13 protein-coding genes are annotated in these 13,914 nt (G+C 62.1%); 6 read left to right on the top strand and 7 right to left on the bottom strand.

The window, feature by feature from the left end:
• Positions 1-11: 11 nt before the first annotated feature.
• Entirely contained in the window at positions 12-1,409 is a 1,398-nt protein-coding gene (locus QCE88_RS24200) for a 3-deoxy-D-arabino-heptulosonate 7-phosphate synthase (RefSeq protein WP_309907053.1), read from the bottom strand.
• Positions 1,410-1,489: 80 nt separating this feature from the next.
• Here QCE88_RS24200 and QCE88_RS24195 point away from each other — a divergent pair, with 80 nt between their 5' ends.
• Positions 1,490-1,963 (top strand): Lrp/AsnC family transcriptional regulator, encoded by a 474-nt coding sequence (locus QCE88_RS24195; RefSeq protein WP_309907051.1) that lies wholly within the window; start codon positions 1,490-1,492, stop codon positions 1,961-1,963.
• Between the two features lie 44 nt (positions 1,964-2,007).
• On the opposite strand, the gene QCE88_RS24190 is transcribed toward QCE88_RS24195, so the two are convergent.
• The gene (locus QCE88_RS24190) at positions 2,008-2,577 is read right to left on the bottom strand and encodes an HdeA family protein (protein WP_309907049.1); all 570 of its coding nucleotides are present in this window, start codon (positions 2,575-2,577) and stop codon (positions 2,008-2,010) included.
• On the opposite strand from QCE88_RS24190, the gene QCE88_RS24185 reads away from it, so the two are divergent.
• Positions 2,576-2,860: a hypothetical protein gene (locus QCE88_RS24185; protein WP_309907047.1), complete on the top strand. Its 285-nt coding sequence runs from the start codon at positions 2,576-2,578 to the stop codon at positions 2,858-2,860. The genes QCE88_RS24190 and QCE88_RS24185 overlap by 2 nt on opposite strands.
• Before the next feature lie 12 nt (positions 2,861-2,872).
• Here the strand turns inward: QCE88_RS24185 and QCE88_RS24180 are convergent, their stop codons facing one another.
• Positions 2,873-3,220 (bottom strand): hypothetical protein, encoded by a 348-nt coding sequence (locus tag QCE88_RS24180; protein ID WP_309907045.1) that lies wholly within the window; start codon positions 3,218-3,220, stop codon positions 2,873-2,875.
• Positions 3,221-3,338: 118 nt separating this feature from the next.
• Between QCE88_RS24180 and QCE88_RS24175 the strand changes: the two genes are divergently transcribed.
• Positions 3,339-4,202: a CPBP family intramembrane glutamic endopeptidase gene (locus QCE88_RS24175; protein ID WP_309907043.1), complete on the top strand. Its 864-nt coding sequence runs from the start codon at positions 3,339-3,341 to the stop codon at positions 4,200-4,202.
• A gap of 20 nt (positions 4,203-4,222) precedes the next feature.
• Here QCE88_RS24175 and QCE88_RS24170 read toward each other — a convergent pair whose 3' ends face one another.
• Positions 4,223-4,669 carry an SRPBCC family protein gene (locus QCE88_RS24170; protein WP_309907042.1) on the bottom strand — a complete coding sequence of 149 codons (447 nt, stop codon included), beginning with the start codon at positions 4,667-4,669 and terminating at the stop codon, positions 4,223-4,225.
• Positions 4,670-5,261: 592 nt separating this feature from the next.
• Here QCE88_RS24170 and QCE88_RS42100 point away from each other — a divergent pair.
• The gene (locus QCE88_RS42100; protein ID WP_409018211.1) at positions 5,262-6,710 is read left to right on the top strand and encodes a beta-glucosidase; all 1,449 of its coding nucleotides are present in this window, start codon (positions 5,262-5,264) and stop codon (positions 6,708-6,710) included.
• 239 nt (positions 6,711-6,949) lie between these two features.
• On the top strand, positions 6,950-7,783 hold the full coding sequence (locus tag QCE88_RS24160; protein WP_309907040.1) for an alpha/beta hydrolase: 834 nt from the start codon (positions 6,950-6,952) through the stop codon (positions 7,781-7,783).
• A 6-nt stretch (positions 7,784-7,789) separates the two neighbouring features.
• Here QCE88_RS24160 and QCE88_RS24155 read toward each other — a convergent pair whose 3' ends face one another.
• Both QCE88_RS24155 and QCE88_RS24150 read right to left on the bottom strand, forming a co-directional pair.
• A complete protein-coding gene (locus tag QCE88_RS24155) occupies positions 7,790-8,683 on the bottom strand; it encodes an MBL fold metallo-hydrolase (protein ID WP_309907038.1) in 894 nt (297 codons plus the stop codon).
• A gap of 28 nt (positions 8,684-8,711) precedes the next feature.
• The gene (locus QCE88_RS24150) at positions 8,712-10,043 is read right to left on the bottom strand and encodes an MFS transporter (protein WP_309907036.1); all 1,332 of its coding nucleotides are present in this window, start codon (positions 10,041-10,043) and stop codon (positions 8,712-8,714) included.
• 910 nt (positions 10,044-10,953) lie between these two features.
• Here QCE88_RS24150 and QCE88_RS24145 point away from each other — a divergent pair.
• On the top strand, positions 10,954-12,054 hold the full coding sequence (locus QCE88_RS24145; RefSeq protein ID WP_309907034.1) for a lipopolysaccharide biosynthesis protein: 1,101 nt from the start codon (positions 10,954-10,956) through the stop codon (positions 12,052-12,054).
• Positions 12,055-12,151: 97 nt separating this feature from the next.
• Here QCE88_RS24145 and QCE88_RS24140 read toward each other — a convergent pair whose 3' ends face one another.
• Positions 12,152-13,777, bottom strand: coding sequence for an NAD-dependent malic enzyme (locus QCE88_RS24140; protein ID WP_309907031.1), 1,626 nt, complete (start codon positions 13,775-13,777; stop codon positions 12,152-12,154).
• Positions 13,778-13,914: the final 137 nt, after the last annotated feature.

Raw genomic sequence — 13,914 nt, 5'->3', positions numbered from 1 at the left:
GCGCGCCGCGCTCAGCGGCCGTCGGCCGCATTGCCCGCCACGGCGAGCAGATCGTGCGGATGAACCATCAACTCCCGGACCTGACGCAGCATCGGGTACTGATTCAGCACGGTAGCCCAGCGGGGCGAGGACAGCAACTCCTTCCATACAGGTTCCAGTTCCGCGGGTTCCGCCAGGAAGCCCTCATCCAGCCGCGCCGCAAAGTTCAGACTGGCCGGAGCGGTCAGGAGTTGCATGCGGTACGCCGCATTCAGCAGGCGCGGCGCCGGCTCCGCGGGCGCATCGCAACAATACAGGATTGAACGCCTCAATGCGGCTTCGTCCGTACGCAACGCGGCCAGCGACGCGCCGCGCAGGCGCACTTCGCCCTCCCGCGTACCAAAGGCATACTCGACGTCCGCTTCAGCGCACGCGAGCAGTCTCACGCCGCGCAGCAGGCGCGGGAAGTCGGTGGCGGCGGCATCGACGGAAGATTTCGCCTCCACCAGCAGACACACGTCCCAGGCCGAAGCCGCCGCGCCCCGCCACGCGCGCCGCAGCAGCACGGCATCCCACTCGCTCTTGGCGCGCGCCGCGCTGCCGGGAATCGTGGCCGGCACGCGCATGGAGGTCACGACGCCATACGCCGCCCGCCCCGCTTCCAGATAATTGAGCCGCCGTGCCAGCGCGCCCAGGGCATCCGCCGCCAGGGCCTCCATGCTCGCCCCGCGCGCTCGCGACTGCGCGCCGCGCTCGACCGCTTCGGCGCTCCCCGGCGACGGTCCCTGGCGGTCCAACAACGCGCGGTAGCCGCGCACACGCTCATCCTGCTCAAGCGCTTCGAGACGGCAGAGCCGTTCGAGCGGCGCACCGTGCTGGAGACGCTCCAGCGCCTCGCGCAAGGAAGCATCGGTAGCGACGTCGGAAAGCGCCAGCAACGCCTGCACGGCATCGCGCACGTCGGCCGGCCGCGCGCCGGAAGCCGCCGCGTGCAAGCGTGCCAGCACGCTGCGCCGGACACTCGCCGGCGCACGGTCCAGCTTCGCCGGATGCGCGATCGCCGCCACGTCCGTGCTCATGCGCCGGCGATCCTCGGCGGCATGCGTCAGGAGCGAAGCGTATTCCCCCACCCATGCCGTCCGATGGCGCAGCACCATGGCCTGGAATGCGGCATCGCCGGAATCGGGGTGCATGGCATCGTGGATCAGGCCCGCGAGCGTGTGCAGGAAACGGAGACGGCATGCGGCGTCGGGAGCCTCGCCGCGTGCACTTGCCGCGCGCGCGCGTTCGATGACGAGAGCAAGCGTCGTCGCGGGGTGGGTCGCGTCGAGCGGCCATGGTGTTGCGCCAATCTCCGTCAGCCGATAGCGCCGCACGATTCCATCCAGCAGGGCATCGAGCTGCGTGCGCCCGGTGTCGGGCGGGGACACGCTATGATTTCGCATTCGCCGCGTCGGAGCCGATCTTCGTGCATGCGGGTTTCATCGTTCGCTCCACGGGAGAAATAAAATTGCAGACCATCGAGATCGATCGCATCGACCTGCGCCTGCTCGCCATGCTCCAGTCGCGCGGGCGCATTTCCAATCTCGAACTGGCCGAAGCCATCAGTCTCTCACCCGCACAGACACTCAGGCGGCATCGGCGCCTGGAGGAACTGGGCGTCATCAAGGGCTATGAAACGCGTCTGGATGCGCAAGTGCTTGGCTTCGGCGTGGTGGCGTTCATCCAGGTGACAATGGAACGCGGCCACGTGCGCGACCTGGCCAAATTCAAAGGCGTGGTCAGCCGTCTGGCCGAGATCCAGGAGTGCTTCGCCGTCGCCGGCGACGTGGACTACATGCTGAAGGTGATCGCGCGCGACCTCAAGGGACTGTCGGAATTCCTGCTCGACACGTTGATGCGCATTCCCGGCGTGAGCGGCGTCAAGTCCAGCGTCTGTCTCGACGAACTCAAGTGCGTCAGTGCGGTGCCGCTCGAGTCATGAGCGCACAGGCATCGCGGCCATGCCGCGATGCCTGCCGCAAATCTTCATTGATGATCAAAGAGCGAGATCTGGTTGGACTTGATCATCGACCGCACCTTTTTCACGAACGGCGCTTTCGGATCCTTCTTGCATTCATCGGTGACGATCTCGCCGACAGGATGCGCCGTATCGACCACGACTCTGTCCGTCTCTTTCACGCCAAGCTTGTCCACGCCCCCGACCCAGTAGACGAGCGCGGGGCGATAGGCTTCATCGAGCTGGGTGAATTGCTCGCAGGTCATCTTCATCGGCGCGACCGGCTTGTCGTCCGCGAACACCGATTGAGCAGCGAGGGCACACGTCAGGATCATCAGAACATGGGATGGCTTCATGGCTTTCCTTGAACAGAGGTTGTTGTGTTGAACACGCTTCTTCAAGCACTTCAGGCCTGCATGCTCATAGTAGAAAGCAGAATGCGCCTTGACTCGTTTAATGCGATGAGCGGAATCGAAACATGCGTTCGGCGCGGCTGCACGATGCCGCGCCGCCCTCATTCGCCACTCATTCACGACGCCGAGAATCACCCTCAACCGATGCGCACTCAAGCCGCACCGCGTTCTGAGGAGAACCATCATGAAAAAGATCGGTTATGTTGTCGCCGCCACCGTGTTGAGCCTGGGATGCATCAGCGCGGCTCAGGCGCATGTCTTCGTCGGAATGAGTGTCGGCATGCCCGTCCTGATGGCTCCGACTGTGGTGCCCGTGGCGCCCGCTTATTACCCTCCGGCTCCTGCCTACTACGCGCCGCCGCCCGCTTATTACGCGCCGCCGCCCGTGTATGCGCCGCCTGTCGCGGTCGGGTACTGGGGACATCCGGGCTGGTGGGGGCCACGCTATGGCGTCGGCTATTGGAGATGAACACCGGATGCACTAGCGCGGCGCGTGCTCGTCCTCGATGGCGCTCGCGAGCAGCAAGCGCAGTTGCCCGGCGGACAAGCCGCGGCATGGCGTCATCGGATCCGTGCCGATCGCGATGGCGGCCGACCCGTTTCGGGCAAGCCAGTCGTGCAGTTGATGAGCACACTCAGCGACGTCCCGCGGGCCGAGCACGGCAACGAGCATGATTGCCGTGCGCGACGGCTCGAGTGGTTCAACGCTTCCCTCGACCAAGACGTGATCAACCGAACGCTGGAGCCGGTGCAAGAGATCGGCCGTGATCGATGCAGCCGCGGCTTCTTCATCCACGTACAGCGTCAAGGCGATCCGGTTCGTTTGCATGGCTGCTGTTTCTCGTTGTGCGACAGGCGGGCAAGCCTGCGTCCGCCAGAATTGCTCTTGTGCGCTTCACGCATCGTAACCCGCCAACACGCCCGAATAAAAAACCGCCACGCGCAACATGACGCTCTCTCTTCACTGGATCGCCCTCTTCCTGGCCGTGCCGGCCCTCCTGTTCGCCGATCTTCGCTGGACGGGCTTCGCTTTGCTCGTGCTGGCCTATGGCGCCGCGCTGATCGTTGGTCAACTGTCGGCGCCCGCGCTCCTTGTCATTGCATTGCTCGCCGTGGCAGCGTACGCGATATCGCCACGCCGATCACGCCTCATTCGCATAGCGGGTCATGCGCTCTTCATCGCACTCGCGATCGGACTCGGCTTGCACGCCTGGCCGGGCTTCCATAACGAACGCGTCATCGTGTCCGAACGCATGACGCCGGACGCCCTGCCGTTCACGATGTTCCTCAATCTCGACAAACCGCTGACCGGCTTCTGGCTGCTGCTCGCCTTGCCCGGACTGGCGGCTGCGCGGCGAACGGCGGTCACGTTGAACACCACGCTGCTCTGCGTGCTGCCGACCGCCGTTGCATGCCTGTGCGCTGCGCAACTGCTCGGCGTCGTGCATTGGGCGCCAAAGCTTCCGCCCGACAGCATCCTCTGGGCGCTGAACAATCTGCTGCTGGTCTCATTCGCGGAAGAAGCCTTGTTTCGGGCTTATCTGCAGGGCGGACTGACGCGGTTGCTCGCGCATGATCATCGAGGCGAATGGATCGCGCTGTGCATGAGCGCCGTGTTGTTCGGACTGGCACACGCCGCGGGCGGCTGGCAATGGATTGTGCTTGCGACCATCGCGGGAGCGGGTTATGGCGTGGCGTATCGATACGGCGGCTTGCGCGCCGCCGTGCTGACGCATTTCGGGCTCAATGCCGCGCACTTCTTCCTGTTCACTTATCCCATGCTTCAGGCTCACCCGGGCGTGCATGCCTGAAGCATCGGGATGCGCGCGCGTCACTCCGGAATCTGCGGCTCGACCAGTCTCGCCAATTGCAGCAGCGATTCCTGCCAGCCGAGATAACACATCTCTACCGGTATGAGTTCCGGAATGCCCTCTTGCACGACACTCAATTCGGTCCCGCAGGAAACCTGACGCAAGGTCACGGTGACGCGCATTTCGCCGGGCAGGTTGGGATCGTCGAAACGGTCGGTGTAGCAGAGCTTTTCGTTCGGCACCAGTTCCAGATACTCGCCGCCGAATGAATGCCCGTTGCTCGTGCCGAATTGATGAAACGACATCTTGTGCGTCCCGCCGACGCGCGCATCCAGTTGATGAACGCGGCAGGTGAAGCCATAAGGCGGAAGCCATTTCGCAATCGCATCGGCTTCGAGGAACGCGCGATAGACACGTTCCGGCGGGGTGCGCAAGACGCGGTGAAGGTGGACAGTTCCGGTCGCCATGGGAGGTTCCTTTTCTCAGGACAGGTTGGAGATACAAGGACGACGATTCATTGCAGCCGAAATCGACAGATGGCCAGCTTATTGGCTTTGCTCGATAACCCGAATAAAGAAGTGCTGGTTGTCGTCAAAGTTTCACAAACGTGTTTCTCAGACGATACAAAACCGTGTATTGCCAGATTTACCGTATTCGTCCACCCCGTTTTGTATAACAAATATAAAAGATATCGGGGACGAGTCAAAAACCATATTGCAAGCCCCCTTGCGGCATCCAATTACATTCGTATTATGGAATGACATGCAATTTTTTCATACCGTTCAACTTCGTTACAAGAAGTTACTTCTCACGTCATACGCATCTTGATTCAGCTGTGTAACATTTCTTCAAGTCGCCAACAAACCGACGAAAGCGCGCCTCGCATCGCTTTTCTCCCGCGAGCGCCTTAGCCCGATCGCCACTTTTCCGACTGCTTCGAATGGCCATTCGAAAGCGGTGGGGACGTTTTTTTCCGGCGATTCCAATCAACGATTTCCGGATCTAAAAGAAATGAAAAATCTCCGTACGAGCGCATACGCCTACTGTTTAGGTGCCCTCATGTTATCAGCCTGCGGTGGCGGGAGTGACAACGGTGGCCCGTCGAGCGTCGCCAACAGCGCTGATCCCGCCACGGTCATCGATATCAGTCGGCATCCCGCTTCCGTGAGCGGCACTGTCATTCCGCCCGCCACGTCGCTCAACGACTCCAGCGGCGCCGTGTGGACCGTGAAAAGCGGCGTCATCTATCGCGCGAATGTGAAAGCCGGCTTCTCGCAGGATGTGATCTCGCTGCTCTGGTACGCAGGCAAGATCTATCAGCAGAACGTGAACAAGCTGTGGTGGGTCTGGCAGAACAACACCTGGGTCGTTTCGGCCGACCCGCGTCCCGCCACGTCCAGCGGCTCCTCGACCTCCACGGGTTCGACCTCGGGCACCACGACAGGCGCGGCCTCGGGCTCGACGGCAGCCTCTTCGCCTGCATCGACTTCGACGGGTGCATCCGCGCCGTCGGGCGCATCGTCCACGAGCGCGGCGTCGACGGGCACCTCCACGTCGGGCGCGCCGGGCATGCCCTTCTTTGGCGTCAACGAGCATTACGCCTATGGCGGCGTCTACTCACAGACTCCGCTGAGCACCCAGGCCGCGACGATGGTCGACCTCGGTCTCACCGGCATTCGTCAGGACGTGCACGGCTACGATCAGATCGATACGCTGGCCGAAAAAGTGATCCCCGGTCTCGGTTCGAGTGTCACGGTGATGCCGCTGATCGACGCCTACCCCTGGGACGATCCGACCTTGAACGGCAAGACGCCGACCGAATCGAGCGCCTACACCTACGCCTATAACATGGCGGCCTACGCTGCGACGAAGCTCAAGGGCGTGCCGGTGGTGGAGTTCGGTAACGAATACGATCTCGACGTTCACAACAAGCGCATCGCCAACGACGGCGTCAATGTCTCCGACTACGACAACAGCACCTGGCCGATCTGGCGGGGCGCGCTGCGGGGTTACTACGACGGCTGGCGTTCGGTGGATACGGCGGGACAGACGAAGGTCATCTCGACGGCATCGGCGGGCTTCCTCTATCTCGGCTGGTACAAGGGCATGCTGACGGGCGTGCAGCCGGATGGTTCGACGGGACACCCGAAGGTGAAGACCGACATCATCCAGTTGCACTGGTATTCGGACGGTCTCGATCCCGAGAACACCTGGGGCAAGGACGGCACCAACTACAACGTGCTCAAGATCCTTCACGATGCCTATAACCTGCCGATCATGTTCACGGAAATCGGCGTGAACTTCGACTTCACGACGCAGCAGGCGCAGGACTACATCATGAAGACGATTCCGGAACTGTACGCGGCGCGCAACACGTATGGCGTGGTGGGCTTCCAGTGGTACGAGCTGTATGACGATCCCACCGGCGACTACGGCATCCTCACCAACAGCGGCCAGAAGAAGGCCATTTACGCGACCATGAAGGCAGCAGTGCAAGCTTCGCACTAAGCTTCGGCTTTATGTGAGCAGAGTCCCGGTGCACGGCGTACAGCCGTCCACCGGGACTTGTCGTTTCTGCTACGGTGCCCGCCGTTTGGTGTGGCACCGAACACAGCACACGTATCAGGCGCTTCGATCTTCTTTCCGATCCGGACAAATGGTGTGAGCGATGTCTTGCGCACGTACAGCGTTGCGCGGGACATCGTTTAATCACGGCTGGTTCGGAACCCTTGCAGGTCGACAGCACCATGCGTGTCATCACCAGACGACGATTCATCTCCGTGGCATTGGCCGCCTGCGCGGTCGGCGTCATCGCCCCGCGTGCGCGCGAACACGACGAAGCGGGTGGCATCCCTTATGGCACCGCGCGCCGCCAGCGGCTCGATTTATACGCACCGGCCCCCGATACCGGTTCAAAGCGGCCCATCGTCGTGTACTTCTATGGCGGCGCGTGGCAGAGCGGCCATCGCTCGGACTCGCATGGCGTGGCGCAGGCGCTCGCGGCACATGGCATCGTGACCATTGCGGCGGACTATCGCCTGTATCCTGACACGGTGTTCCCGAGCTTCCTCGATGATCCCGCCACCGCCGTGCGCTGGGCGCACGATCACGCGCATGAATTCGGCGGCGATCCGCAGCGCCTGTTCGTGATGGGACATTCATCCGGCGCGCACATGGCGTCGATGCTCGCGACCGATCCGCGCTATCTGGCGGCGCACGGCCTGTCGAATCACTCGCTTGCCGGCATGATCGGGCTGGCGGGGCCGTACGCCGTCATTCCGACGACGGACCCGCACATGGACGAGATCTTCCCTGCCGCGTTGCGTTCACAGGCGCTTCCGCTTTCTTTCGTCGACGGCAACGAGCCGCCGATGTTCCTGGCTGCCGGCACTGACGACAAGGACGTCGATCCGCGCAACAGCGACCGCTTCGCCGATGTCCTGCGCGCGCATCACGACAAGGTGGACTTGAAGAAGTACCCGGGGCTCGGGCACGTGACGATCGTCGAATCATTCTCGGCCAAGCCGGGCAAGCCCTCTCCGGTGCTGGCCGATGTCGTCGCGTTCATCGACGCGCATTAGCACTGACTAGGCTTCCGGATCGGCCCAGCGCAGCGAGAGGCCGTTGCGCGCCTCGTCGATATAGCCCGCATGCGGCGCCATGAAATGCCCGGGCAATAGCAACGCCCGATGCTCGCAGGTGGCCTGCAGAACCCGTTCGCGCGTCGCCGCCGACTGCACCGGATCGATACAGCCAAAGCAGCTCCATTGCGGATACCGGACCTGCACCGGATGATGAATGATGTCGCCGGTCAACACGGCGCGCGCATCGTCGGACTTGATCCAGATCGCCACATGCCCCGGCGTATGTCCCGGCGCGGGTTCGAGCGTGAGGCAACCGGCCAGCTCGGCGTAGTCGTCGACGATCATCGCCTGGCCCGCCTCGATCACCGGCAGCACGCTGTCCTGATACGCGATCAGATGCGGGCCGCCCTTGCCTGCATCGGCTGCGCACTTCGCTTCCCAGAACGCGTGCTCACGCCGCGAGAACACATACTTCGCGTTCGCGAACGTAGGCACCCAGCGTCCACCGACGAGCCGCGTATTCCAGCCGATGTGATCGGCATGCAGATGCGTGCAGAGCACATAGTCGATCTCTTCGGGCGTCGCGCCGGCGGCGGCAAGGCGATCGAGAAAGGGCGTGTCGAGTCCGCACCAGTCGGGCCGGCCGGGCCGGTCCTTGCCATTGCCGACGCAACCGTCGATGAGAATCTTGTGCTTGCCCGTATCGAGCAGCCAGGAATGCATGCTGAGCAACAGGCGCCCCGAGGCCGCGTCATAGTGGCCCGGCGTCATCCACGAGAGGTTCTCGGCGAGCGCCTCTTCGGTCGCCAGCGGAAAGAACTTCAGGAAGTTGAACGAGTGGTCCACCATCTCTTCGACGAGCGTTGCCGTGATCTTGCCGATCCTGAATCGAATCATGTAGGTTGTCTCCTGATGCAGGTTGTCCTTACGCAGCGGCCGTTCCGCGCTGCCCGGCGTCATCCTCGACGGCTGCGGGTTCCGCGGTGCCCAGCTCCTGACCAGCAGCCTCGCGCAGTTGCGTGATGCCGATCACCGAGATGACGGAGGCCAGCGCGATGTACGCCGCCAGCGGCCAGTAGCTGCCCGCCCAGCCCACCATCAGCGCGGCGAGAATCGGCGTGGGACCGCTCCAGACCACGGTGGCGAACTGATACGCCACCGACACGCCGCTATAGCGGATGGCCGCATGGAACTGTTCGCCCATCAGGCTGGGCTGCGTGGCTTGCGTGCTGCCCTGCCCGATCAGCGCGATCGAAATGGCCGCGACGATCATCGGATAGCTGGCGGTATGAAGCATGGCATAGAAGGGAAAGATGAACAGGCCGATGAAGATCATGCCGCCCATATAAACCCGCTTGCGGCCGATGCGATCCGAGAGCGCGCCGAAGATCGGCTGTGTGACGGTTTGCAGGAACGCGCCGATCATCAGGGCGCGCAAGGCGAGCGGCCGTGGCACGTGCAGATCCTGCGTCAGATACACCAGCGAGTAGACCGCGATAGCGTAGAAACTGGTGTTCTCCGCAGCCTGCGCGGCCAGCAGGGACAGCGTCTTGCGCTTCTCGGTCCGGAGCACGGTTGCGATGGGCAGACGATCCTTCGCATTGGCCTTCTGCAGCTTCCTGAAGCTGGGTGATTCGGACACGCTGCGCCGAAGCACGATGCCGAACACCACCAGCACGCCGCTCACGAGGAATGGAATGCGCCATCCCCACGCGGCAAATTGCTCGCTCGAGAACATCGCCGTGGTCAGGGCCATGACGCCGGTCGATAGCAACAAGGCGGCGGGAATCCCGCATTGAGGCCAGCTGCCGAACGCGCCGCGCTTCTTTGCCGGCGCATGCTCGATCACCATCAGCGTGGCGCCGCCCCATTCCCCGCCCACCGCGAAGCCTTGCAGGAAGCGCATCACCGTCAGCAGGATCGGTGCGGCGACGCCGACTTGCGCATACGTCGGCAACAAGCCGATGAGGAAGGTCACGCCGCCCATCATCGTGAGGCTCATGACAAGCATCGCCTTGCGTCCGATGCGATCGCCGAAGTGACCGAACACGATACCGCCCAACGGCCGCGCAATGAAGCCCACCGCAAAGGTCGCGAGTGAAGCGATGGTGCCCGCAACAGGGTCGAAGGCCGGGAAGAACAGCTTGTTGAAGATCAGCGCCGCCGCCGATCCGAAGATGAAGAAGTCGTACCACTCGAGCGTCGCGCCGATCGCACTCGACCATGCGACGCGCCGGATATCGTTGTTATCGACCATGCTTGTCTCCTGCCTTTTCTTCGTTGTTGTCTGCGCCTGGAGGCTGGGTGAATTCCGCCTTGATGCCACCTGAACAGACGAACGCGTCCCACCACATTGGCCGGGATAACTTCGGCAATGCGGGCGCTTTCGGGCAGGAGGGATATCAGGCTGAGCACGCCAGTCTCTGTGGCGCTGCCGTATCGGTTTGCTTACCGACGAGTTCCGAGCTTAGTACCGGTATTTTCGAGGTGCTCGAATACCTGTTATGCGGAAGGTGGTGATGCTTGCAGCGAGCCCAAGCGAACGCAATTTTGACCGGTAAATTTTATTCAATACTCCTTCGATATCGCACGCACGTTCGAGATCAGGGTTTCCACGATGCGAGCGTTTACGCTTATCTGCAATTCTTGCTGCATCACAAGTACGACAAAAGATTTTTTTACTGAGACAGACGTTTACATTCATCTCATAAGACGATAAAGTTCGTTCCGTTGATCAGGTTTTCGGCAATGCTTGCTGAACCGGGACAAAACCTCCGAGAAATCGGATTTTTTTACCGGACATGCGCAAACGTTGTACCAGCACCGTCGACGTAGCCTTGAAAATGATCTGATGTTATTTCACGAGGCTTAACCGGGCGAATGACCCTTTTCATTTGCTCGACTCTGCCATCCAGAGCGCTAGTCGTGTTCCGCGCTGGACCTTGTCGGTAAAAAATCCGTGTCGTCCCATTCGTCCGCCAGCGCAGTCAGCGCCGCAGACAGGACTGGTGCGCTCATCTTCCGGATGACTAATCAATGTCATCCCAACGATGGGAACGGATCGAAGCAAGTCGAAACAGCAATTTGACTTGCGCACCGCCTCAGGGTCCATCAAGCGTGGTCGAATTCACGATCGTTGCGCTCACCCATTAGCCATGCTGATCGCAATGACGAATCGTAACCAAACCTCCGTTCGCCGCTTTACCGCTTTCTCCGCACGCAAGATCACGGCCGTCGCCACCGCCGTTCTCACCAGCGTCCTGCTCGCCGCTTGCGGCGGCGGCGGTGACTCCGCCCTCGATGCAGCCGCCACCGCCAAGGCCAGCGACCTGCCGGACTCGACCGCGAAAGCCGCGACCAGCACCTCCATCTTCTACGGCGTGAATGGCCGCAACACCAACGGCGGCGCGTACGACGGCACGCCGGTGGCCACCCAGCTGGCACAGCTGAAGGACCTCGGCGCGAAGATTTACCGCAACGACGTGTACAACGTGGCATCGGCCGCGGTGGTTGCGAAGATGACGCAGACGATGGCCGCCGGCGGCGTGACGGTCTATCCGGTGCTGATGCTCGGCGCCAACTACAACAACGAGCAGGACGCGTACAACGCAGGCTACACGCTGGGCCGCCAGGTCGCACAGACCTACAACTGGCAATACTACGAAGTCGCCAACGAGCTCGAAGCGCAGGCGCTCAACGGCAATGTCGACGGCACGAACTGGAAGCACTACAACAACCAGCCGTTCGTCGTCGCACGCGGCGTGTATCGCGGTCTGATCGCCGGTGTGAAGTCGGTGAACAGCTCGGCGAAGATCATCATCAACGGCACCTGGCTGCACTACTCGTTCTTCCAGATGCTGCTCGACGGTTCGCAACCTGACGGCACGCACGGTCACCCGACGGTCAGCTGGGACATCACCGCGTGGCACTGGTACTCGGATCAGGGCGACATGACGCACGCATGCGGCGGCTCGGGTTGCTACGACATGCTGGCCGTCCTCAAGTCGCTCGGCCGACCCATCTGGATCAACGAATTCGGCGTCCGTCCGAACTACGGCTCGGATCAGCAGATCGCGAACTACATGGCCGGCAACACGATGATGGCCCAGTTCCAGAGCGTGGCGTCGAAGTACAACATCCAGTCGATCCAGCAATTTGAGCTGTATGACGACAGCGAAGGCAACTTCGGCCTGCTGCGCGGCGACGGCAAGACGCAAAAGCCGGCTTACACTGCCTACAAGAACTTCGTTGCGTCCCACCCGATGTAATGCATGACGCGGGATCCGCTGATCCCGCGTGCATCAAGGTTTAACGAGCGACCCTTGCGGTCGCTCGTTGCGTTTGCGGCCCGTCCAGTGCGCCGTACTACAACGGCCGATACGCCGGCACATAAGCAACCGACTTCATGTGCGCAAGCAGATCGTCCGGCCGTTTCACGCGCGCCAGTCCCTGCTCGAAGATGTATTCCGCCACCTTGGCGGCCACGTGCATCGACGCCTCGAAGATTGCGCTTTGCGGCGGGTAGATCAGGCCCTTGCCGAGACTTTCATCGCTGACCTGCTCGGCGACCGCCTTCGCCGCGACGATGAACATGTCTTCGGTCACGCGCGTCGCTTCGGTGGCGAAGACCGCCATGCCCATCGCGGGAAAAATGTACACGTTATTGCCCTGTCCCGGCACGAACTGCCGTCCTTCGATCTCGACCGGTCCGAACGGGCTGCCGCTCGCGAAGATCGCCTGCCCTTTCGACCAGCGATACGCTTCCTCGGCGGTGCACTCCGAGCGCGAAGTCGGATTCGAATAGGGGAAGATGATCGGGCGTTCGTTGATCTCGCTCATCGCTTCGATCACGGGCTGGCTGAACAGCTTGGGCACCGTGCTCACGCCGATGATGCCGGTGGGCCGGAGCGCGCGCACCGCATCGACGAAACTGTCGAGCGGTTCGTGATCGATCGCGAAGGGCTGCTGGAACGCCGCGAGATCGCTGCGTGAGCGGACCATCAAACCGTTGATGTCGAAGAGACTATTGCGCCGGCGGGCCGCGTCGATGTCGAGGCCCTCGAGCGCCATGGCTTCGCTGATGAGTTCGGCAATGCCCGTCGCCGCCGAGCCGCCGCCGAGGAAGAGGAAGCGTTGCTCGGTCAGCTTCTGTCCGGAGATGCGCAATGCGCCATAGATGCCGGCCAGCGCGACGGCCGCGGTGCCCTGGATGTCGTCGTTATAGGTGCAGACCTGGTCCTTGTAGCGCGCCAGCAACGGCACTGCGTTGAAGTTCGCGAAGTCTTCCCACTGGATGCAGCACTTCGGATAGGCGTCCTGCACCGCGTTCACGAACTCGTCGAGAAACGCGTCGTAGTCGGCGCCGCGCACGCGCTCCCGCCGCAGGCCGAGATAGAGCGGGTCTTCGAGCAAGGTTTGATTGTTCGTGCCGACGTCCAGCATGACCGGCAGGCAATGCATCGGCGGCACGCCTGCGCAGGCGGTGTACAGCGCCAGCTTGCCGATGGGAATGCCCATGCCGCCCACGCCCAGATCGCCCAGGCCGAGAATGCGCTCGCCATCCGTCACGACGATGAACCGAACGTCCGTTTCCGGCCAGTTGCCGAGCAGTTCCCTGACGCGGCCGCGCGCATCGATCGGAATGTACAGGCCGCGCGTGGCCCGGAAGATCTGATCGAACTTCTGACACGCTTCGCCGACCGTCGGCGTGTAGACGATCGGCATGTAGGCGGCCGGATCGGACATCAGCAGCGCGTAGAAGAGTGTTTCGTTGCGCGCCTGCATGTCGGAAAGGAACAGGTATCGCTGCAGATCGCTGTCGAGATGCGACAGCTCGGCATGCGTGCGCGCAATCTGCAATTCAAGCGAGCTCACGCCGGGCGGCAGCAGCCCTTCGATCCGGTACGCCTTGCGTTCTTCCAGCGTGAATGCTGTCCCGTGATTCAAGCGCGGATTGTGCAGGACGTCATAGCCATGTGTCTGAAGAGACATGATCGCTTCCCCTTGACGTGAGCCGGAGCACGTAGTGTAGGCAGAGTTCACCGAACGATGAAGCAAAAACGCACGGCTTTTCGCGTTTCACCGGACGATGCGTCCCAGTCATCGATCAGATGAAACGAGGGAACCGC

It is taken from the genome of Caballeronia sp. LZ035, assembly GCF_031451175.1.
Lineage (GTDB): Bacteria > Pseudomonadota > Gammaproteobacteria > Burkholderiales > Burkholderiaceae > Caballeronia.
The sequence above is the reverse complement of the archived record's forward strand: the minus strand, read 5'-3'. Positions and strand labels throughout refer to the sequence as shown.